This is a genomic window from Dyella sp. CR10, from assembly GCF_055814425.1.
Genome location: NZ_CP185986.1, coordinates 1,639,049 through 1,658,015, shown reverse-complemented (window position 1 = coordinate 1,658,015; position 18,967 = coordinate 1,639,049). Strand labels below are relative to the sequence as shown.

Below are 18,967 nucleotides of genomic sequence, written 5' to 3'. Positions count from 1 at the left end.
AGGTTGTGGTGAGCCAAAGGCGAACCCCGACCTGCGCCGTTACGTCGCCAGCTTCACACCCCGGGCGAGAGGTTCACCCGACAAACGCCGTCGCAGCCACGCCGACAGCGGCGACTCCACGTAGCGAAACACCATCCACGCACAAGCCACGGCGACGGCGGGACGCAGCACGAACAGCGTGATCTCGAAGGCAGGGTGCGCCAGCCCGATCGCCGTCGCGGCGCGCTGCAAGAGCACGAACACGTAGACGTGCACCAGATACAGCGAATAGGAGATCCCGCCCAGCCACACCGACCACCGAGGCACCTTCAGTGCCCCCGCCTTCGCCAGCAGCACGAGCCCGGCGAACACGATCGCCAACGGCGCGCACCATCCTCGCGGGCCGAAGAAATCCAGCATGCCAAACCTATCCCGGCTCGCCAGCAGCAGCACAAGGGCTATCGCGACAGCGGCCCGGATCTTCCAGGCCGACCGGATCTCGATCCGCGACCCATAGAGCCACCCCGCCGCCATGCCGGCGACGAAATCCCACACGATCGGATTGACCGCGAGGTTGGCGTAACGCGACCACGCCACCAGCGGCTGCGCAGCCACATCCAGCGTGTAGCCGCCGCGCAGCAGCGGTATCGCCAGCAGCGTCAGTGCGAACCAGGACGCCATGGCCACATAGCGCCAGCGGCCGCACAGCATCGCCGCGGCGAACACCAGGTAGAAGTACCACTCGAAGCACAGCGTCCAGGCCACGCCGACGGCCATCCGGAAGTAGATGCCCGATGCCGCCGGATCGTGCGGCACGAAGGCCAGCCCTTCCAGATACGCAGGCAGCACGGAGCGATCGAACAGGCCGCGAAGGCCATGCTCCACCAGCAACGCCACCAGCGTCATCACCGCGAACAGCGGCCAGATCCTGGCGAAGCGCTTGAGCAGAAACGTGCGCGCATACGCCCAGCTGCCGTCGTAGTCGCGCGTGGTCCACACCATCAGAAAGCCGCTGATGAGAAAAAACAGATCCACGCCCATGGCCATAGGCAGCAGTACCTGGTCGGCCACGTTTTTTCCCAGAGCCGTGCCCATCAGCATGCTGCGGCTATGCACCAGCACCACCATGGACGCGGCCACGCCACGCAGCGCCTGGATCCACGCCAGCTTGTCCGCCGACGCGCCCATTACGGCACGGCCGCGACGCGCCGGTACAGCGCCTCGAAACGCGCCGCGGTATATGCGGCGTCTTCGTGCAGCGCGCGCTGCTGCGCGGCGTGCGCAAGCCGCAGGCGCAGCGCATCGTCATCAAGCACCTGCCCTATCGCGCCGGCCAGTGCGGCCCAGTCGCCGGGCGACACGGCCAGCGCAGCCGCGGGGGCCCATTCCGCGAGATGGCCGACCGCCGTGCCGACCGTCGGCACGCCGGCCACCGCCGCTTCAAGCAGTACCAGCGGGCCGGCTTCGTGCAGCGAAGACATCACCAGCAGGTCCGTCTCGTCCATCAACGGCCGCAGCTCGCGCTGCGTCTTGAAACCGAGGAAGCGCACGCGCCCGGCCAGACCCAGTTCCTGCGCCAGGCGCGGCACGGCGCCGTCCAGCGTATCGACCCCCACCAGATCCAGATGGAAATCCACGCCTGCATGGGCCAGCACAGCCAACGCGCGCAGCAGCGTGGGCTGATCCTTCACGCGATTCTGGCTGGCCACGTGCAGCAGGCGGGCGGGTCCGGCAGCGCGCGCACGCGGCGGCGACGACGGCCACTCGGCCACATCGACACCCAGCGGCAACCGCTCCGCCTCCAGGCCGAGCGCGCGCAGCGCATCGATGATCGGCGCGCTCGCCGCGGTGACAGCCGCGGCGGCGCGCAAGGTCGCCGCTTCGCGCAGGCGGCCGCGCCAATGCAGGCGGCCGCCATAACCGATCGCCGGCAGCGCCACCAGTTCGCCACCGGCGATGTGCACCAGTCCCGGCCGCCGCAGCAGCCGCGCGGCGGCGATCGCCACCAGGCTGCAATGGCCGGAGAAGATCGCCTGCACGGCATCGAACGGTGCGCGCCGATGCTCGCGCAGGATCGCCGCGATCGCGCGCGGCCGGGTCCAGCCGTCACCGATGTTGTGAACCGTCGCGCCGCGCAGCTCCCAGCGCCCTGGCGCTGCTTCCTGCCGCAGCGCGAACACATGCACTTCGTGGCGGCGCGCCAGATGCGCGATCAGGCTCAGCAGCACCGGGATCACCCGGTATTCGCCGCTGCAATCCACGCCGCCGGGCACTACCAGCGCGAGCTTCATGCCGCCCTCCGCCGCGCGGCGTGGATCTGCGCATAGGCCTGCGCCCAGCGCTCGCCCACCGCGCGAAGCGATAGCGTCGCATCGAAATGCGCGCGCACCTGCGCGGACGCCGGAGCATGGAGGGCAGCGGCTTCCAGCGCCTCGGCCAGCCGCAGCGCATCGCCGGCCGGCCACAGGCGACCGATGCGGCCGTCGCCGGTGAGCGCACGGAACGCGGGGTTGTCGGCAAGTACCGGCGTCACGCCGCAGGCCATGGCCTCCAGCGCGGCATAGCCGCAGCTTTCCCGCCGCGACGCGGAGACGAACAGGTCGGCGGCGCGCAGCAGGCTTTCCACCTGCGCATGCGGCACACGGCCGAGCAATTCCACCCTTCCGGCCAGGTCCGCATCGCGCGCGATGCGCGCGCGTACCGCGCCCAGCAGCGGCGCCTGGCCGAATGCGCACCACAGGCGCAGCCCCGGCAATCGCCGCGCGGCCAGCGCCACGCCGTCCAGCAAGGTCAGCGGATCCTTGTTGGCATCCAGGTGGCCGATCCACAGCACGCAGGGATCGCCATGCAGCCCCGTCGCCGCTCGCGCCGCCGCGCGGTCGCCCGGCGTGAAGCGGCTGCTCGATTCGGGGATGGCGAACACGCGCGTCGACGGCGCGAACAGGCCCGCATCGAGGAACGGCTGCGCTAGTGCCATCGAGGTGAAGCTCACCGCCGATGCCGCCGCGTACCAGCGCCGCCAGCGTGCGCGGCGCCACCAGCGCGGCGGACGATTGGCGTGGTCCTGCAGCAGGATCGGCAGCCATGGCAGGCGCGCGGCCAGCGCATGCGCCTGCGGCGCGAAATCCAGCCCGTGCACGTGCGCCAGGTCCACGCCCAGCCCGGCCAGTCGCGCGGCCAGCCGGCGCGGCGCGTCCGGGCCATACAACGGCATGAAGTGGTAATCGATGCCGCGACGCAGAAAGCTCACTTCGCGCACCGCGCATTGCACCACCGACACGCGCACGCCCGCCTCGACTGCCGCTTCGGCGATGTCCGCCAGCGATGGCCAGTGCTCGGGCAGCTCCGCCGGCGCGATCGACGGCGGCGCCGGCACCAGGTTGAGCTGGGCGACGTGCACAGACCTACAGCCCCGACACCTGCGGCATGCGCAGCTTCACCCAGCGATTGGCCAGGTCCAGCTCCCACGGCCGGTCGTAGCGACGATAGCGATAGCGCCACGACGCCATGGTGCGCAGGCCGCGCTTGGCCCAGCCCGGCGTCCCCATGTCCTGCACCGTCGGATAACGGCAGCGCAGCACCGTCACGAAATCGTGGATGCGCTGGCGCAGCTTGTCGGTGAGCCAGGGCGCGTCGGCATGGCAGGCGTACTTCACCCATTGCGGCTGCGCCCACTCCTCCGGCGTGGCGGGAAATACCACCGGCTCGCCGTCCAGATCGAGCAGCGGCATCGACGGCCGCTTGCCGCGATCCTTCTCGTGCCGGCTGCTTTCCGGCAATGGCGTGTAGACGTAGACGATGATTTCCGAGGCCGGATTGATCCGCTTCAGTTCGCGGATGAATTCGAAGGTGTGCTCGGTCTCCTCCTCGGTATCCACCGGCGGCGCCACCATGAAGGACAGCTCCGGGATCACGCCCTGGCGCCGGCACAGCTCGGCCACTTCCAGCGTCTGGTCCGGCCGCGTGCCCTTGCGGATCTCCTTGAGCATCTTGCCGCTGGGCGATTCGGCGCCGATGTAGGCCATCTTCAGGCGGCTTTTGCGCACCAGCTTCCAGGTGCTCTCGGACAAATTCAGCAGCGCGTCGGCGCGCGCATAGCACCACCATGGCATCTCCAGCTTCGCCATCACTTCCAGCAGCGGGATCATGTCCGCTTCGCGATCGAAGAAGTTGTGGTCGAAGAACTGGATCGAATCGGCGCCCAGTTCGTACTTGAGATACCCCAGTTCGCGTTCCAGCCGCTGCGCGGTGGGCAGCGAGGTGGCGCCGCCGAACAGCGCCGCCACGCCGCAGAAGGTGCAGCGAAAGCGGCAGCCCAGCGCCGCCTGGTGCGCGGCCGTGCGCCGCCCGAGGAAGGTGCGTGCCAGATAGCGTCGCGGATCGCCCAGCTTGTCGTACGGCAGGCGCCGCGCCGGATCGTCCGGCGCGATCGGCCGGGACGGGTTGTGCACGATGCCGCCATCGCGCTTGAACGACACGCCCGCGATGCGTTCCAGCGACGCGCCTTCGCCCGCCAACGTCGCGGCCAGCTCGACGAGGGTCTGCTCGCCCTGTCCGCGGATCGCATAGTCGACATAAGGCGCGGCCAGCGCGGCATCGGTGTACAGCGTGGGGAAATAGCCGCCCCACACGATCGGCAGGCCGGGACGATGCGCGCGGATCGCCTGGGAGACGGCGATCGCCGGCGCCAGCTGCGGCCCGCCCATCACGCTCAGGCCCACAGCATCGAAGCGCCCCTGGTCCAGTGCGCGCAGCGTGGCGCCGACCACGTCGCGATCGACGTTGCCGTCGACGATCGCGCTGGTGCCGTGGCGATCCAGCGCCGAAGCCAGATGCAGCAGCGACAGCGGAAAGCGCGCGCCGGCGCGCGAAGTCATGGTGGGATTGATCAGCAAGGTCTGGGGCATGGCGTAGGTCGTCAGCACCGCCGCAGGCGGCATACCAGGGCCACCGGCACGCGCAGCGCGGCCGGATCGAAATGCGCGCCGGGCGGGATATCGGCCGGATCGAGCATGGGTTCGCGCACCTCCTCGATCGCCAGGCCGAGTTCCGCGCAGGCGCGGTGCCAATCGCTGTACAGGTGCGGCGTGTGGCGCACCGCATAGCGCTGGCCATCGGCCTTGAAGTCGCGCTGCCAGCCGAGCGCATGGCCGGTCGGATGAAAGTCACTGCACAACACCAGGCCGCCCGGCCGCGTGACGCGACACAGTTCGGCCAGCGCCGGCGCGAGCCGCTCCACATGACCGACGGCGAGGCCGCAGATCGTGAGGTCGGCCGCACCATCGGACACCGGCATCGCCGTGAGGTCGCCGCGCCGCAAGGTCAGCTGCGCCTGCGCGCGCAGCGGCGCCAGCTCGGTCTCGGCGCGCGCGAGCATCGCGGCGGACAGGTCCACGCCCGTGAGCATGGCCGCGCCACGCCGCGCCGCGTGCAGCAGGTAGCGACCGCTGCCGCAGCCGGCATCGAGCACGGCAAGGCCGTGCAGATCGGCCGGCAGCAGCGCAAGCATCGCGCGCTCCTCGGCATGCATCACCGGGTTGTGCGCGCGCGCCGGATAGTTCGGCGCCCACAGCGCGTACGCGGCCTCCGGCGCGAGCACGGCAGGCCGCGTCATGCGCCGGCTCCGGCCAGAACGGGCGACGCGGCCAGCATTTCCGCGCGCTCCAGTCCCGGCTCGAGCGCAAGCAGCGCCGGCTCGGCCAACGTTTTGGCCAGCAGCTTGGGACGGCCGTCCAGCGTCACGCGTACCGCCTCGACGCCCGCCGCGTCGAACCACTCGGCGAAATCCGGATCGGCAATGCATGGCCGCCCGCCGCGCACCACCGCGCGCAGATCGGCGCGACTCAAGCCCACCAGGCTGTCCGCCGGCGCGCCGCTACCACGAGCGACGACCACCAGATCCGCCGGCACGCCGGGCACGAGGCGCCCATGCGCCGGCAGACGCAGCACGTCGGCCGCGCGTGCGGTAACCAGCTGGAGCAGATCCGTCGTACCCAGTCCGCCGATCACCGCAGCCACGCACAGCTCTTCCAGCAAGTCGCGCGCGCCGCTCAGGCGCGAATCCGTGCCCAGCGCCAGACGTCCGGCGGCATGCAGGCGGCGCGGATCGAGCGTGCGGCCCAGCAGGGTGAGATTGCTGGCCGGGCACCACACCACCGCCGCGCCGCACTCGATCACCCGCGTCACGTCGCGCTCGCCAAGGCCGACGCCGTGGATCAGCACCGTGTTGGCGGCGAGACAACCGTGCGCCTCCAGCTGCGCCAGTTCCGCACGGGCAATCGCATCGGTGCCTTCGGCCGCATGGATCAGCCACGGCCGTTCTGGCGGCGTGGCGAGAAAACTTTCGCGCAACGGCGGCCCGAACGCCGGCCAGCCCGGCGCATAGGCCCAGCCGTGCTCGCGCAGCAGCGCGATGGGGAAATCCGCCGCATCCAGCGCAGCATCCCACGGATCGTGATGCGCCACGCAGGTGGCGCCGGCCAGCAGGTTCTTCAGCGCGCCGTGGCGCAGGCGCAAGGCCTTGGGCACGGCCAGCGCGGCGGCCACCGCCGGTGTGCGCAAATGCGCCTGGAACGCTTCGATCCAGGCGTAGCTGTTGAGGAACGGTACGCCATGCGGCAGCGGCGGCACGCTGTTGACGTGCAGATGTTCGTGGGCATTGATCAGCCCCGGGAACACCAGATGGCCGCGCAGCTCCATGCGAAAACCGCGCGCGTGCGCACCCTCGGCAATGCGGCCGTCGCGGATCGTCAGATCCTGCGCGACGCCGGCGGGCGTCATCCAGGTCGCGCCGTGCAGCGTGGCATCCATAAGCGTCAGCGCCGGCGCATCACGATAAGGAAGTGATCGCCCATGTCGCGCAGCAGCGGCAGCGCGCCCCAGCGATCGTCCATCCGGCCCAGCCGTTCGTAGCGCTGCGGATGGCGGCGATAGCGCTCCACCAGATAAGGCGGCGGCATGAACAGGCTCAGCGCGCGGTACTCGGCCAGCTCGAAATGCGCGGCGAAGTCGCGATAGAACTCGCGCGGCAGGTAGTAGCGCGTCCAGATGGTGTGACGGTTCATGCCCACCGGCGTCACGCCGCGCGCGGCGCGCACCGCGGCACGGCGCAAGCGCCCGCGCAACGCGTAGTGCACCACTTCCCATGGGCAGATCCGCCCGATCACCGAGAACACCAGCACGCCGCCGGGGCGCAGCAGGCGCGCGCATTCGGCGGCGACCGCGGGCAGATCCGGCACGCAGTTGAGCGGACCGAAGTTCGAATACATGCCGTCGAACCGCCCCGCGCCATCGCCGATGCGCGCCAGCTCCTGGATACCCACGTGCGCCGCGTGCATGCGCTCGTCGAGTCCTTCGGCGCGTGCGCGCTCGCGCGCACGCTCGACCATGCACGGCGACCAGTCCGTGGCCAGCACCTCGAAACCCAGGCGCGCGAAATGCGCCGCATCCAGGCCCGTGCCGCAGCCGAGGTCGACCAGTCGCGAGCCGGGACGGCATTCGCGCAGCACCGTGTCCCACAGCGTCTGCCGCATGCGCTGGATCAGCTCGTTATTGCCGCGCGGGCCGTCGTAGTCGGCGGCCACGCTGTCGAAGGCGCGCCGGGTGTCCTCCAGGTACGCCGCTTCGCGCGCCTGCGCCTCGGGCAGCGCCGCTACGCCGTCGGCGACATCCAGTTCGTCATGCCTGCTCATGCTTTTGCCACTCTCCGCTTCAGGCGTGCGCCGTCTCGCCGGTGAGTGCCGTGCCGGCCCGTCCCGGTTGCGCCGAGGCACGGCGCCGCGCGTCGCGCGCCACCGCCGCGAACAAGCCCAGGCCCAGTCCGGCGAGCAGCCCCAGGCCCACGATCAGCGGGCGATTGGGCGATACCGGATGGTTCGGCTGATAGATCGGCCACGGCATCGACGTGGGGAAGGTGTAGTTGTTGCTGAGGCGCGCGTTGAGATCGCTGCGCGCATCGCGCAGCCCGCGGATCTCCGTATCCTTGCTGGACAGCAGCAGGCCGGCCACCGCCGCACCCTGCCCGCCGCCGCTCGCCGCCTGGCGCAGACCATCGCGCTCGGCCTGCGCCGCCTGCAGATCGGTCTGCACCTCGTCCAGCCGCGCATGCGCCTGGGCCAGTGGCGCCGCCTGGATCTGCCTATGCAGGTCCTGCAGCGCATCCACCGTCGCCTGCGCGAGCTTGCGCGCCTGTTCCGGCGAGGCGCCGCGCACGCTGAGCTTGATCAGGCCGGCATACGGCGACGGATCGATCTTGAGCGTGCCGCGATAGAGCCCCGCTTCCGGCGCGTCGGTCGCGATACCCGCGCCGGCCAGCACCTGATCCTGGAACACGCGCGTCTGCAAGCGCTCGACCGTGCGCTGGAACGGCTCGGGACGCGGGTCCTGCCCACCCGGCGCCGTCCCGACCTGGCCGATCTGCACCCACGCGACCGCCTCCCAGCGCGGCCTGGCCAGCAGCGCATAGGCCAGCGCCAGTGCCAGCACGCACAGCGCAACGATGAGGAAACTGCGCCATTCGCGGCGCAGGATCCGCCCGATATCGATCAGAAAGATTTCATCCTGTGGCATGGTCATCGGCTCGTCGTGGCATCAGGGAAAACCGCAGGCGGCGGCATCGTGCGCCGGTCCGGCAGCCAGGCGGCGAACAGTTGCATCGCCAGGCACAGGACCAGGAAGCCAGCCGTCATGAAGGTGAAGGCCTGCGGCGCGAACGGCGCCATCACGGCCACATAGCTCATGCGCAGAAAGATCAGCAGCGCGAACAGCGATATCCGCCCGCGCAGCAGCCGCGCGCTCCACGCCAGCAGCCCATACAGCGCGGCGAAGGCGGCGATCGCGCCGAGCGGCCCCAGCGCCATCAGGAACGGGAAGAACTCGGTGCCCACATTGATGTTGGGCGCATCCAGCGGAATGCCGGTGCCGGCGGTGACGATCGAACCGCGGCCAGGGATCACCTGGTTGAGCAGGAAGTCGACGTTCTCGTAATGCTTGGCCAGCATCGACGCGAAGTTGTACGGACCGGCGCTCACATACAGCAGCAGCCACTTCAGCCCCGGCGGCGCCTCGCGGTACCAGCCCTGGAACGGCAGCGTCACGGTATCGAGCGTGCCCGAGCGGATGATGCCCAGCACCGCGAACAGCACCGCGCCGGCCAGCCCCAGCAGGCCCACGGTCTTCCACGGCAGCGAACGCCGCGCGTCCCGGCGCAGCACGATCACCAGCGCCAGCGAAAACAGCGAGGCGAAGATGCGGTTGCGGTCGATCACCAGCACCGGAAACACGATGCCCGCGGCGATCAGTCCGTAACGCACGGCGCGGTTGCGCACGCACAGCAACCCCACCGGCGGAAACACCCAGCACCAGGCCGACACGTGCCGCACATGCTCGCGCGCGCCCTCCATCTGCGCGTATGCCTGCGGGTTGTCCAGCAGCGGAATCGGGAACAGGGTCAGATCGAGCAGGCAGAACACGCCCACCAGCGCGCAGAAGGCCAAGGCCACCATGGCTTCGCGCGTACCGGTGTAATCCCTCGCACGAAAACGCTCGAACGGCGGCAGCCGCGGGCCGACCAGCGCATCCAGCAGCCACACTCCGACCGCGCAGGCGGCCAGCAACAGCACGCCATCGAGATAACCGGACGGCAGATCGAAGGTCAGCAAGGTCGCCGCGCAGGCCAGCAGCATCGGCAGCGCCAGGTAAGTCGACGGACGGCGCAGCAGCGCGCTCATGCCTTTTCCACCAGCGGATGCGCCGGCGACACGCGCAGCCCGGAGGCCGCGCGCAACGCCGCGAAAGCCGACAGGTGCAGCGCCAGCCGCAGCGGCTGCCGTTGCAGGAAGGCAATCTTGGCGCCGATGTAGTGACCCTGCGCCTTGAGCAGGGCGCGATCGCCGCCCTCGAACAGATCCGCGCGCGCCTGCGCCACGCGCTGCGCCTCGGACAGATTGGCGATGCGCGTGGCCACGTGCCGCGTGCGGCTCACGTTGTTGCCGTGCAGGCGATAGGCGCAGACCGGCACGTCGATGAAGCCCAGCGCATCGCGCGCCACCAGGCGCAGGAAGAAATCCCAGTCGTCGATGCGCAGGCTTTCCGTCCAGCCCGCCTGCCCCGCCGCCCCGCGCCGCAACAGCGCCACCGGGCCGCCGATCGCCCATTGCGCGATGACGGCGCGACGGATGCCTTCGTCGGTGGCGTAGCGGCGCTTGTCGGCGCCGTGCAGGTCGCGCATGCCGCTGCCGTGCAGGCGATTGCCGTAGCGGTCGACCACCACCGAATCGCCGATCACCGCGCTCTTGCGCGGATGCGCCTCCAGGTAGCGCACCTGCGCCTCGATGCCGCCGGGCAGCAGATAGTCGTCGCTCGCGCCCAGGCGCAGGAATTCGCCATTGGCCAGCCCCGCCAGCTCATTGAGTGTGGCCGCCACGCCGCGGTTCTCGCGGCGGCGGAACACCACCGGCAGTTCGCCTTCGTGCCGCGCGATCCACTGCGCGATCTTCGCGCCGGTGCCGTCGATCGAGCCATCGTCGATCACCACCAGCTCCTTGGCCGGGTACGCATCCTCCAGCACGCTATCCAGGCAGCGCAGTACGAAGCGCTCGTGGTTGTGCGCCGGCACCAGCACCGACACCAGGGGACGCGTGCCGCTCATGCCGGAAGCCTCCGCAGGTAATGCCGCGCCACCAGCAGATTGAAGACCAGGTACAGCACATAGTTCAGCGCGAAGGCGTAGACCGCCCCGGGCAACCCGTACCAGCGGGTGAACAGCACCACCAGCACGAAATAGCTGCCCGCGAAGGCGAACTCCGACAGCACGAACAGGCCGGTCATGGCCTTGGCCAGCATCAGGTACGACAGCACGAAGGAGCCGATCTTGATCACGTCGCCGATCAGCTGCGGCGCGTACAGCGCGTTGGCGGCGGCGAAGTCCGCGCTGAACAGCAGGCGCGTCACCCACTCGCGCGTCAGGTACACCAGCAGCGCCAGCACCGCGGCCGCCGGCAGCAGCTGCCGCCACGCCTGGCCCAGCTCGCGCCGCAGCGCATCGCGCTCGTGGATGCCGGCCAGCTTGGGCAGGTAGTACACGTTGATCGCCGTGGTGAGAAACAGCAGGTACGCATCCGACACGCGGCTCACCGCCTGCCAGTAGCCCACCTCGGTCCAGCCGAAGTGCGCGGCCAGGTGATCGCGTACGGCGATGTTCACCAGCGGCGCGCACAGCGCGGAACTCAAGGTCATCACCGAAAACGCCGCCAGCCGCCCGATCATTTCGCGGTCGAAACCCGGACGCAGCAGCCCGGGGCGGAAGTCCGGGCTGCGCCGCCACGCCGGCAGGCCCACCGCCAGCCACAGCAGCTGCCCCAGCACCAGCGACAGCAGCGCGCCGTACAGACCCAGCCACCACGACAGCCATGCGGCCAGCGCCACGCTCAGCAGCGAGCCGGCCACCTGCACGAAGACCAGCCGACGCACGTCCATGAAGCCGTTGATGGTGGCGATCACGTAGTTGCTCAGCGCGATGCCCAGCTGCGCCACCGCCAGCACGCGCAGCAGGCTGGCGTAGCGCGCATCGCCCAGCAGCCATGCCGCCAGCGGTTCGCTGAACAGCCACGCGACCGCGCCCATCAGCAGCGATGCGCAGGCGGCATAGCCAAGCCCCGCGCGCAGCAGACGCGCGAGGCGCTGCGGATCGTCGCGATATTCGGCCACGTACTTGACCACCGCCGCGCCGATGCCGCCGCCGGCCAGCACCGCCAGCAGCGACATCAGGCTCATGAACTGGCCCATCTTGCCGACCCCGTCGGGTCCGGCGATCCACGCCACCAGCTTCACCACCGCCAGCCCCGCAAGCAGACGCGCGGCGGTGCCGACGGCGCTGTACAGGCCGGCGCGGGCGATGTTCATGCATCCTCCCGGAAGGCGTTGCAGGCGGCGATCACCGCGTCGATGGCCGCATCGTCCAGCGCCGGCCCCATCGGCAGGCTCAACACCTGCGCATGCAGCGCCTCGGTCACCGGCAAGGCCAGGTGATGCAGCGGCGCGTACGCCGGCTGCCGGTGTGCCGGCACCGGGTAATGCACCTGGGTGTGGATGCCGTGCGCCAGCAAGTGGCGCTGCAAGGCATCGCGCTGGCGACAGCGCAGCACGAACAGATGCCAGACATGCGCCTCTTCCCGCGACACCTGCGGCAGCCCGAGCGCCGGATGCCGGATCGCCTCGCGATAACGGCGCGCTACGTAACGGCGTCGCGCGATCTCGTCGTCCAGGTACGCCAGCTTCACCCGCAGCAACGCCGCCTGCATTTCGTCCAGGCGCGAGTTCACACCCTGGAACAGATGGTGATATTTCGTTTCGGAACCGTAATTGCGCAAGGCGGCGATGCGGTGCGCCAGCGTCACGTCACGCGTGGTCACCGCACCGCCGTCGCCCAGCGCGCCGAGGTTCTTGGTCGGAAAGAAACTGAAGGCCGCGGCGTCACCCAACGCGCCGGCTTTGCGCCCGTCGAGCGTGGCGCCGTGCGCCTGCGCCGCGTCTTCGATCAGCAGTAATCCGTGACGTTGCGACAAATCGGCCAGCGCCGGCATGTCCGCCAGCTGCCCGTACAGGTGCACCGCCACGATGGCGCGCGTGCGCGGGCCGATCGCCGCCGCTACCCGGGCCGGGTCCAGATTGAAGCTGGCCGGGTCCGGCTCCACCGGCACCGGTCGCAAGCCGCTCTGGCTGGCCGCGAGAAACGTGGCGATGAAAGTATTGGCCGGCACGATCACCTCGTCGCCTTCGTGCAGCGCGCCGAGTTCGCGATAGGCACGGAAGATCAATGCCAGCGCATCCAGCCCATTACCCACGCCGATCGCGTGCGGCACGCCGCAGTACGCGGCGAACGCCTGCTCGAACGCGACCAGCTCGTCGCCCAGCACGTACCAGCCGGAGTCGATCACTCGCGCGGCCGCGGCTTTCAGCGCCTCGGCGTAGCGCGCATTGATCGCCTTGAGGTCGAAGAACGCGACGCTCATGCCAGCTCCCAGGCGTAGAAATCGTGCACCACGGCGCGCGCGCCGAAACGCTCCTTCTGCTCCACCAGCCCGGCGTTCAGCACCCGCCCCGCCTGCTCGGTGGAGATGCCGAAGCTGAAATAGCGCCGCTGCGCATACACCTGTTCCATCAGCTCGGCCAGCAGCAGAGTCAGCGCGTGCAGGCGCCGCCCTTCGTCCGACGCGGCCAGGTACTGCGTGTGCACCGCATGGCCGAAGTCGTAGATCAGCGCGCCAGCCAGCAACTCGCCCTCGCGACAGGCCTCGTGCAGCACGATGCGGCCGGGGAAGCGGCCCATCAGCAGGCGCAGCTCGGCCAGGCTGTGCGTGGGCGTGGCGTCGTGCCTGGCCAGCACCTCGCCGAGCAGTGCATGGAAGGCCGCCGGATCGCCGCCGGTCCGGGTGCGTACGCCGTCCTTCTTCGCCCTGGCCACGGCGCGGCGCCGCTCAGGCGTGAGCGATACGCCCGCCTCCAGCGCCACTGCCGACGACAGGTCGCGCCGGACCAGTCGCGCGCCGAGCCGGTGCAGCGCGTACAGGTCTTCCTCGGCCGGATAGTGATGGAACAGGTGCGGCACCGCCTTGTACAGCAGCCGCGCGGCACCTTGCGCGCGGTAGTGCTCGCGGATCTGTTCGAACACCATGAGCGTGGCTTCGGCGCGCAGGGCCTGGGTGCTGATTAGTCCGGCATAGGTCAGCCCGCCGTGGCTGGTCACCTGCTCGCCGGCACGGTCGGCCGGAAACACCGCGATCGGCTCGCCGTTCTTCTCCACCATCAGCGAGGCGTCGGTGAAGCGGTCGGCGTGGTAGTCCATGTAGTCGCGCCGATGCAGCAGATTGCCGTTGCGCGAGCGTTCCACCAGCGCATCCCAGGCCGCGGCATCCGCGGGCGCGTAAGGCCTAACCGAGAGCATCGGCAGCCTCCGCCTCGGCCAGGCCGAAACCGTCCCGGCCCATGTCGTTGCCGTTGTAGAACATCAGCAGCCGCTCGCCGTGGCGGATCAGCGCCGGATAGCACAGCGCTCGCGCGTCCCAGCCTTCCGGCGAAGGCGCGATACCGAGAGCTTCGTCGTGCCGCTCCCAGCGCAGGCCGTCGTCGCTGTAGGCCAGGCCCGGCTGGTAGCGGCCGGCGCGATCGCCCCAGGTGGCGTACATCGCGTAGCGGTCGCCCAGGCGGTACACGCGCGGACGGCCGATGCGGTACTCGTCGCCACGCGGCACGAGGCAGACGTGGTCGTCGCGCGGAATGGCCGCCAGATCGCGCGTCTGGGCATAGCGAATGTGGTAGCGCGGATACGGCTGTCCGCCCAGCGATTCCCAGTCGTCGCCCACCGCATACCACAGGCGCCACAGGCCGTTTTCGTAACGTGCGCTATGGATGGCGGCGATGGTGCTGCGCCCCGGCGCGCGATCGAGGATCGGCGTCTCCTGCACGCGGACGAAGCGCTCGCCGCCGTCGGTAGAAACCGCCAGGCCGGTAAAGGCCAGGAACTTCGCGCCCGCCACACGCTGGAAGCCCACATAGAACAGATGCAGCCCGCCCGGCGCCTCCACCACATCGCCCAGGATCATGCCGCTGTCGTCGAAACAGCCGCCGCGCCCCACGTCCAGCACGGGCGCCGCGCTTACCCGCAGGACGCGCGTCGGATCGTCGGCCATCACGTCGACATAGCCGATGCGGCCCACGCCGTCGGCGTCGCGGAAGCTCGCGTAGACACGGATGCTGCCGTCGCCGCGCGCCCATGGCGTCGGCGTCAGCGCCGAATGGCGCATCCAGCCGCCCACGCCCTGGCGCGCGACGTCGAATACGAGTCCTCGCTTGGTCCAGCGAATCATGCGCGATCAGAACCTCACGTCGAGACTGGAACGATCCGCCAGCGCGCGCGCCGGCGAACCGACGTAGACCTTGCCCGGCTCGGTATCGCGCACGACCAGCGCGCCGGAGCCGATCACGTTGTCCTCGGCCACTTTCACGCCATCGTTGAAGGTGGCGTTGACACCCACGAAGCTGCTCCGGCCGATCTCGCAGAAGCCGGAAATCACCGCGTGGGAAGCGACGAACACATGATCGTGCACCACCGTGCGATGCCCTACGTGATTGCCGCTCCACAGGATGCAGTTGCTGCCCACGCGCACGAAGGGCTGGATCACGTTGTTCTCGAAGATGAAGGTGTTCTCGCCGATCTGGGCGTTGCGCCAGACGAAAGCGCGGCTGCTGACATAGCTGGCGAAGCGGTAGCCCTTCTGCTTCGCGTCCAGGTAGAAACGCGTGCGCAGGCGGTTGAGTCCCGTCGCGGGAATGGCCACGAACAGCGCCGCATCGGCCGGCGCGAAGCGGCTTTGGAGCTCTTCGTAAGGAATCACCGGGCGGCCGGCCAGTTCCGGTTCTTTCAGATGCGCGCGCTCGACGCTGAAGGCGACCACGTCGTAGTCACTGTCGTGTTCGAAGTACTCGCAGGCGATCTGCGCCATCTCCCCCGCGCCGACGAGCACCAGCGGCCGGCTCATGCCACCGCGCCCCCGAGCCGGTGGAAGCCGTTGGCTTCGCGCAGGAATTCGTCGTAGTCGGTGATGTAGTCGGCCGGGTCGTAGTACTGGTCGGCCAGCACCATCAGCACGCAGTCTTCGCTGAAGTCGTACAGCTCGCGCCACACCATGTCGCCCAGCAGCAGCCCCTGCGAGGGGTCGTCCAGCCGCACTTCGACCGGCCCGGTGCCGTCGTCGAGCAGGATGGTGACGGCGCCGCGTACGGCGACGGCGAGTTGCTTGAGGTGGCGGTGGGCGTGACGACCGCGGTGGATGTCCGGTTCGGTGGCGTAGACGTAGTACACGCGGCGGATCTCGAACGGTACGTTGCGCTCCTGTTCCAGCGCGACGAGCATGCCGCCGTGGTCGCCGTGTTTCTGAAACTGGATTCGCTCGATGTCCATGGTGGTGGCCCGGCCCTGTTCGCTGGAGTGCGGCTTTTGCGGATGAGTGCCGGGGGGTGGGGGAAAGGTTGCCTGGCGGCGGTTCTTTTTCCTTTGTGTCGCCTTGATGGGTTTTTTCGGTGTCGCGCGCTGGTGGGTGGGGTGTCGCGACCTGGCCGCTTACGCGGTGGGCGTTTCCGGGTGTCGCGCTGTTGGTCGGGTTACCGCGACCTGGCCGCTTATGCAGCGGGCATTCCGGACGGCTGCCGCCGCCCGGGTCACTTTCTCTTTGCTGGCCCAAAGAGAAAGTAACCAAAGAGAAATGGCCTCAGAGCCAAGGCTCGTGGCTGGACTATGGAGAGCAGTGGGCGGTGATGGCAACGGATTAACCTGGGGCGATTCGAGGCCACCGTGCGGTTTCGGATCGGGGACTTCGAGGCATCCGTGGTGGAGAGGACGCAGGGAGGTAGGTGGTGCTGGGTGGTTTTTCGCGCCTGGTTGCTTCGTGCGTTGCGCGGATAGGTGAGCGTGTCGCCTGTGCTTTCGACTGAGGGGATAGAAGCGGTGCGCTTCGTAGGGCCCCTCACCCCGGCCCTCTCCCCGGCGGGGAGAGGGAGAAGTGCGGGACCGCCGCAACGTGGCTCGGAGAGCGTCATGCAGCAGCGTGACGAGACGCCAAGGCAACCTCTCCTTGTCTATCTCCCTGTGTCCTCTCCACTACGGATGCCTCGAAGTCACCGCTCCGAAACCGCACGGCGGCCTCGCGTCGACTCAGGTTAATCCGTTGCCATGACCTATCCCTGCTCTCCTTAGTCCAGCCACGAGCCTTGGCTCTCAGGCCATTTCTCTTTGGTTACTTTCTCTTTGGGCCAGCAAAGAGAAAGTGACCCGGGCGGCGGCAGCCGTCCGGAATGCCCGCTGCATAAGCGGCCAGGTCGCGACAACCCAAACAACAGCGCGACACACAACACCCACACAGACCAAGCGAAAACGCCCCCACAAAAAAAGCACACCACCCACCCACAACCTTTCCACCCCACCCAGGCACCCACTCCCAACAACAAAGACCAAACGCATGGGAAACGGCTGGATGGTTTCGAAACACCAAAGCACCGCGCAACACCCACAAAACACCACACACCCCCGCAGCACCCGATACCTGCACTGGCTCACCGCCCTGAGCCTGCTCGCCGTCGCCACCACCGCCCTCATCCGCGACGAAGTCGCCAGCCGCCTCGCGCGGCAATGGCTGCTCGAAGGACATCGCCACCTCGGCCTGCTGATTCTCGTGCTCGCGGCACTGCGTATCGCCCTGCGCCTTCGCCGCGGAACACATCCGCGACCCGCACAAACGCCAGCCATGCGCATCGCCGCCTGGCTCACCCACGCCGCGCTCTACGCCGCACTGCTCGCCCTGCCGCTGCTCGGCTGGGCGCTGAGCGACGCCGCCGGCAAGCCACCGCATCTGTTCGGCCTCGCGCTGCCGGCGCTGGTCGCCGAAGACGACGACCTCGCCGACCGGTTGCTCGCCTGGCACCAGGACCTCGCCTGGGTGCTGCTCGCACTGGTGTCGCTGCATATCGCGGCGGCGCTGTGGCACCACTTCATCCGGCGCGACGACGTGCTGCGCGCGATGTGGCCCGCGCGACAGACCTGAAAACCGACAAGAAAACCCCGCAGCACCCCATGCCCCTTCCCAACCCGCCTCAAGGAGGCCTCATGCTGTCTTCGCCACGCCGCGCCCGGCGACGGATCCATGCGTATGCGCTGGCCGGCGCGGGTGCAGCCGTCTCGCTGGCCTGCACTACCGCGCACGCCATTCCCGTGTATGCGCGCCAGACCGGATCGGCCTGCGCCGACTGCCACGCCGGCGCGTACGGGCCGGCGCTCACGCCGTACGGCATGCGTTTCAAGCTCAACGGCTACACCGATACTGACGGCAAGGGCTTCAAGCTGCCGGTGGGCGCGCAGTTGGTCGGCACGCGCGCCATGCCCGCGCGCGGCAACAGCAGCAACCGCCTCACCGAAGCGGACGTCTATCTGGCGGGGCGACTGACCGACCAGGTCGGCGGCTATGTGAAAGTCGAGACCGACAACGACGGCCGCAATCACTTCAACACCAAACTCAGCGATGTCGATCTGCGCTTCGTCGCCAAGGAGCTGAAGCTCGGCGGCAAGGACCTCACGCTCGGCGTGAGCGTCAACAACAACCCGGGCTTCCAGGATCCGATCGCCGCCCTGCCCGCCGCGTCGACGCTCGGCCCGCCCGGCGTCACCGGTACGGTGCTCAATCCATCCAGCCCCAGCGCGCCGGCCGACCGCGTGATCGGCGCCACGGTGTATGGCCTGTACGACTCGCACTGGTACGGCGAGGCCGGCACGTATCGCTCGCTGCAGCGCTCCACCCAGGACCGGCTCGGCTACAACCCGAACGGCGATCCGGGCGAGCTGCACGACACCGGCTACGCGCGCTTCGCCTACATGCGCGACATGCGGCGCCAGTTCTTCTCCGCCGGCGTGGTGGCGCTGACGACCAAGCGCGAACTGCCGCGCGGCGGCCCGCGCGACGATCTCACCGATCTCGGCTACGACGTCACCTACCAGTTCCTCGGCAATCGCGAGCACATCGTGCAGCTGAGCTACGTGAACATCCTGGAGCGGCGCAAGTACGGCAGCACGCCGGCCAGCCCGGTCGCACCCGGTGTGTTCGCCAAGCCGCGCGGCATGGTGCACGACCAGACGCTCACCGCCGCCTATACCTTCCAGCAGACCTACACGCTGCTGGTCTCGCACCTGGTGAGCACGGGTTCGCGCGACGAGGCGCGCTTCATTCCGTACGGCGTGCCCGATACCACGGCCAATCTGATCAGCCTGTACTGGGCGCCGTTCGGCAAGGACGACTCGTTCACGTCGGTCGCCAACCTCAAGCTGGCCGCGACCTGGTTCCGCTTCCGCCGTTTCAACGGCAGCCGCACGAATATCTTCGGCGCGCCCGGCACGAACGCCGGCGACTTCAATGCCTTTTCCCTTTCCGCCAGCGTGGCGTTCTGA

The 18,967-nt window shown here is 69.1% G+C and carries 18 protein-coding genes; 2 read left to right on the top strand and 16 right to left on the bottom strand.

Features of this window, described 5'->3' with window-relative positions; translation table 11 throughout:
- Positions 1-39: 39 nt before the first annotated feature.
- The 16 genes from ACNR9O_RS07760 to ACNR9O_RS07685 are packed head-to-tail and all read right to left on the bottom strand — an operon-like array spanning position 40 to position 15,937.
- Complete coding sequence (locus tag ACNR9O_RS07760) at positions 40-1,167, bottom strand: acyltransferase family protein (RefSeq protein WP_473681820.1); 1,128 nt, start codon at positions 1,165-1,167, stop codon at positions 40-42.
- Complete coding sequence (locus ACNR9O_RS07755) at positions 1,167-2,270, bottom strand: glycosyltransferase family 4 protein (protein ID WP_473681821.1); 1,104 nt, start codon at positions 2,268-2,270, stop codon at positions 1,167-1,169. The genes ACNR9O_RS07760 and ACNR9O_RS07755 overlap by 1 nt, the downstream gene beginning before the upstream one ends.
- Positions 2,267-3,379 (bottom strand): glycosyltransferase family 4 protein, encoded by a 1,113-nt coding sequence (locus ACNR9O_RS07750; protein ID WP_473681822.1) that lies wholly within the window; start codon positions 3,377-3,379, stop codon positions 2,267-2,269. The genes ACNR9O_RS07755 and ACNR9O_RS07750 overlap by 4 nt, the downstream gene beginning before the upstream one ends.
- Positions 3,380-3,383: 4 nt before the next feature.
- A complete protein-coding gene (locus ACNR9O_RS07745) occupies positions 3,384-4,886 on the bottom strand; it encodes a B12-binding domain-containing radical SAM protein (protein ID WP_473681823.1) in 1,503 nt (500 codons plus the stop codon).
- A gap of 11 nt (positions 4,887-4,897) precedes the next feature.
- The gene (locus ACNR9O_RS07740) at positions 4,898-5,593 is read right to left on the bottom strand and encodes a class I SAM-dependent methyltransferase (RefSeq protein WP_473681824.1); all 696 of its coding nucleotides are present in this window, start codon (positions 5,591-5,593) and stop codon (positions 4,898-4,900) included.
- A complete protein-coding gene (locus ACNR9O_RS07735; protein WP_473700762.1) occupies positions 5,590-6,798 on the bottom strand; it encodes an amidohydrolase family protein in 1,209 nt (402 codons plus the stop codon). The genes ACNR9O_RS07740 and ACNR9O_RS07735 overlap by 4 nt, the downstream gene beginning before the upstream one ends.
- A complete protein-coding gene (locus tag ACNR9O_RS07730; RefSeq protein ID WP_473681826.1) occupies positions 6,795-7,670 on the bottom strand; it encodes a class I SAM-dependent methyltransferase in 876 nt (291 codons plus the stop codon). The genes ACNR9O_RS07735 and ACNR9O_RS07730 overlap by 4 nt, the downstream gene beginning before the upstream one ends.
- A 19-nt stretch (positions 7,671-7,689) precedes the next feature.
- Positions 7,690-8,547, bottom strand: coding sequence for a Wzz/FepE/Etk N-terminal domain-containing protein (locus tag ACNR9O_RS07725; RefSeq protein ID WP_473681827.1), 858 nt, complete (start codon positions 8,545-8,547; stop codon positions 7,690-7,692).
- 2 nt (positions 8,548-8,549) lie between these two features.
- A complete protein-coding gene (locus tag ACNR9O_RS07720) occupies positions 8,550-9,707 on the bottom strand; it encodes a hypothetical protein (protein WP_473681828.1) in 1,158 nt (385 codons plus the stop codon).
- On the bottom strand, positions 9,704-10,627 hold the full coding sequence (locus ACNR9O_RS07715; protein WP_473681829.1) for a glycosyltransferase family 2 protein: 924 nt from the start codon (positions 10,625-10,627) through the stop codon (positions 9,704-9,706). Before ACNR9O_RS07715 ends, ACNR9O_RS07720 begins: the two co-directional genes overlap by 4 nt.
- A complete protein-coding gene (locus ACNR9O_RS07710) occupies positions 10,624-11,880 on the bottom strand; it encodes an O-antigen translocase (RefSeq protein WP_473681830.1) in 1,257 nt (418 codons plus the stop codon). Before ACNR9O_RS07710 ends, ACNR9O_RS07715 begins: the two co-directional genes overlap by 4 nt.
- Positions 11,877-12,989 (bottom strand): DegT/DnrJ/EryC1/StrS family aminotransferase, encoded by a 1,113-nt coding sequence (locus tag ACNR9O_RS07705; RefSeq protein WP_473681831.1) that lies wholly within the window; start codon positions 12,987-12,989, stop codon positions 11,877-11,879. Before ACNR9O_RS07705 ends, ACNR9O_RS07710 begins: the two co-directional genes overlap by 4 nt.
- The gene (locus tag ACNR9O_RS07700) at positions 12,986-13,921 is read right to left on the bottom strand and encodes a GNAT family N-acetyltransferase (RefSeq protein ID WP_473681832.1); all 936 of its coding nucleotides are present in this window, start codon (positions 13,919-13,921) and stop codon (positions 12,986-12,988) included. The genes ACNR9O_RS07705 and ACNR9O_RS07700 overlap by 4 nt, the downstream gene beginning before the upstream one ends.
- Positions 13,908-14,843 carry a hypothetical protein gene (locus ACNR9O_RS07695; protein ID WP_473681833.1) on the bottom strand — a complete coding sequence of 312 codons (936 nt, stop codon included), beginning with the start codon at positions 14,841-14,843 and terminating at the stop codon, positions 13,908-13,910. The genes ACNR9O_RS07700 and ACNR9O_RS07695 overlap by 14 nt, the downstream gene beginning before the upstream one ends.
- A 6-nt stretch (positions 14,844-14,849) precedes the next feature.
- Positions 14,850-15,515, bottom strand: a complete 666-nt coding sequence (locus ACNR9O_RS07690; RefSeq protein WP_473681834.1) for an acetyltransferase — start codon at positions 15,513-15,515, stop codon at positions 14,850-14,852.
- Positions 15,512-15,937 carry a sugar 3,4-ketoisomerase gene (locus ACNR9O_RS07685; RefSeq protein ID WP_473681835.1) on the bottom strand — a complete coding sequence of 142 codons (426 nt, stop codon included), beginning with the start codon at positions 15,935-15,937 and terminating at the stop codon, positions 15,512-15,514. The genes ACNR9O_RS07690 and ACNR9O_RS07685 overlap by 4 nt, the downstream gene beginning before the upstream one ends.
- A gap of 1,069 nt (positions 15,938-17,006) precedes the next feature.
- Between ACNR9O_RS07685 and ACNR9O_RS07680 the strand changes: the two genes are divergently transcribed.
- Positions 17,007-17,573 carry a cytochrome b gene (locus ACNR9O_RS07680; protein ID WP_473681836.1) on the top strand — a complete coding sequence of 189 codons (567 nt, stop codon included), beginning with the start codon at positions 17,007-17,009 and terminating at the stop codon, positions 17,571-17,573.
- A gap of 29 nt (positions 17,574-17,602) precedes the next feature.
- Complete coding sequence (locus ACNR9O_RS07675; protein ID WP_473700719.1) at positions 17,603-18,967, top strand: cytochrome C; 1,365 nt, start codon at positions 17,603-17,605, stop codon at positions 18,965-18,967.

Excerpts from the sequence above, each read along its gene's own strand:
- ACNR9O_RS07715 (WP_473681829.1), bottom strand. The coding sequence starts at position 10,627 with ATGAGCGGCACGCGTCCCCTGGTGTCGGTGCTGGTGCCGGCGCACAAC.
- ACNR9O_RS07675 (WP_473700719.1), top strand. The coding sequence starts at position 17,603 with ATGCCCCTTCCCAACCCGCCTCAAGGAGGCCTCATGCTGTCTTCGCCA.
- ACNR9O_RS07720 (WP_473681828.1), bottom strand. The coding sequence starts at position 9,707 with ATGAGCGCGCTGCTGCGCCGTCCGTCGACTTACCTGGCGCTGCCGATG.
- ACNR9O_RS07740 (WP_473681824.1), bottom strand. The coding sequence starts at position 5,593 with ATGACGCGGCCTGCCGTGCTCGCGCCGGAGGCCGCGTACGCGCTGTGG.
- ACNR9O_RS07695 (WP_473681833.1), bottom strand. The coding sequence starts at position 14,843 with ATGATTCGCTGGACCAAGCGAGGACTCGTATTCGACGTCGCGCGCCAG.
- ACNR9O_RS07745 (WP_473681823.1), bottom strand. The coding sequence starts at position 4,886 with ATGCCCCAGACCTTGCTGATCAATCCCACCATGACTTCGCGCGCCGGC.
- ACNR9O_RS07755 (WP_473681821.1), bottom strand. The coding sequence starts at position 2,270 with ATGAAGCTCGCGCTGGTAGTGCCCGGCGGCGTGGATTGCAGCGGCGAA.
- ACNR9O_RS07685 (WP_473681835.1), bottom strand. The coding sequence starts at position 15,937 with ATGGACATCGAGCGAATCCAGTTTCAGAAACACGGCGACCACGGCGGC.
- ACNR9O_RS07680 (WP_473681836.1), top strand. The coding sequence starts at position 17,007 with ATGGTTTCGAAACACCAAAGCACCGCGCAACACCCACAAAACACCACA.
- ACNR9O_RS07725 (WP_473681827.1), bottom strand. The coding sequence starts at position 8,547 with ATGCCACAGGATGAAATCTTTCTGATCGATATCGGGCGGATCCTGCGC.
- ACNR9O_RS07710 (WP_473681830.1), bottom strand. The coding sequence starts at position 11,880 with ATGAACATCGCCCGCGCCGGCCTGTACAGCGCCGTCGGCACCGCCGCG.
- ACNR9O_RS07730 (WP_473681826.1), bottom strand. The coding sequence starts at position 7,670 with ATGAGCAGGCATGACGAACTGGATGTCGCCGACGGCGTAGCGGCGCTG.
- ACNR9O_RS07690 (WP_473681834.1), bottom strand. The coding sequence starts at position 15,515 with ATGAGCCGGCCGCTGGTGCTCGTCGGCGCGGGGGAGATGGCGCAGATC.
- ACNR9O_RS07705 (WP_473681831.1), bottom strand. The coding sequence starts at position 12,989 with ATGAGCGTCGCGTTCTTCGACCTCAAGGCGATCAATGCGCGCTACGCC.
- ACNR9O_RS07700 (WP_473681832.1), bottom strand. The coding sequence starts at position 13,921 with ATGCTCTCGGTTAGGCCTTACGCGCCCGCGGATGCCGCGGCCTGGGAT.
- ACNR9O_RS07760 (WP_473681820.1), bottom strand. The coding sequence starts at position 1,167 with ATGGGCGCGTCGGCGGACAAGCTGGCGTGGATCCAGGCGCTGCGTGGC.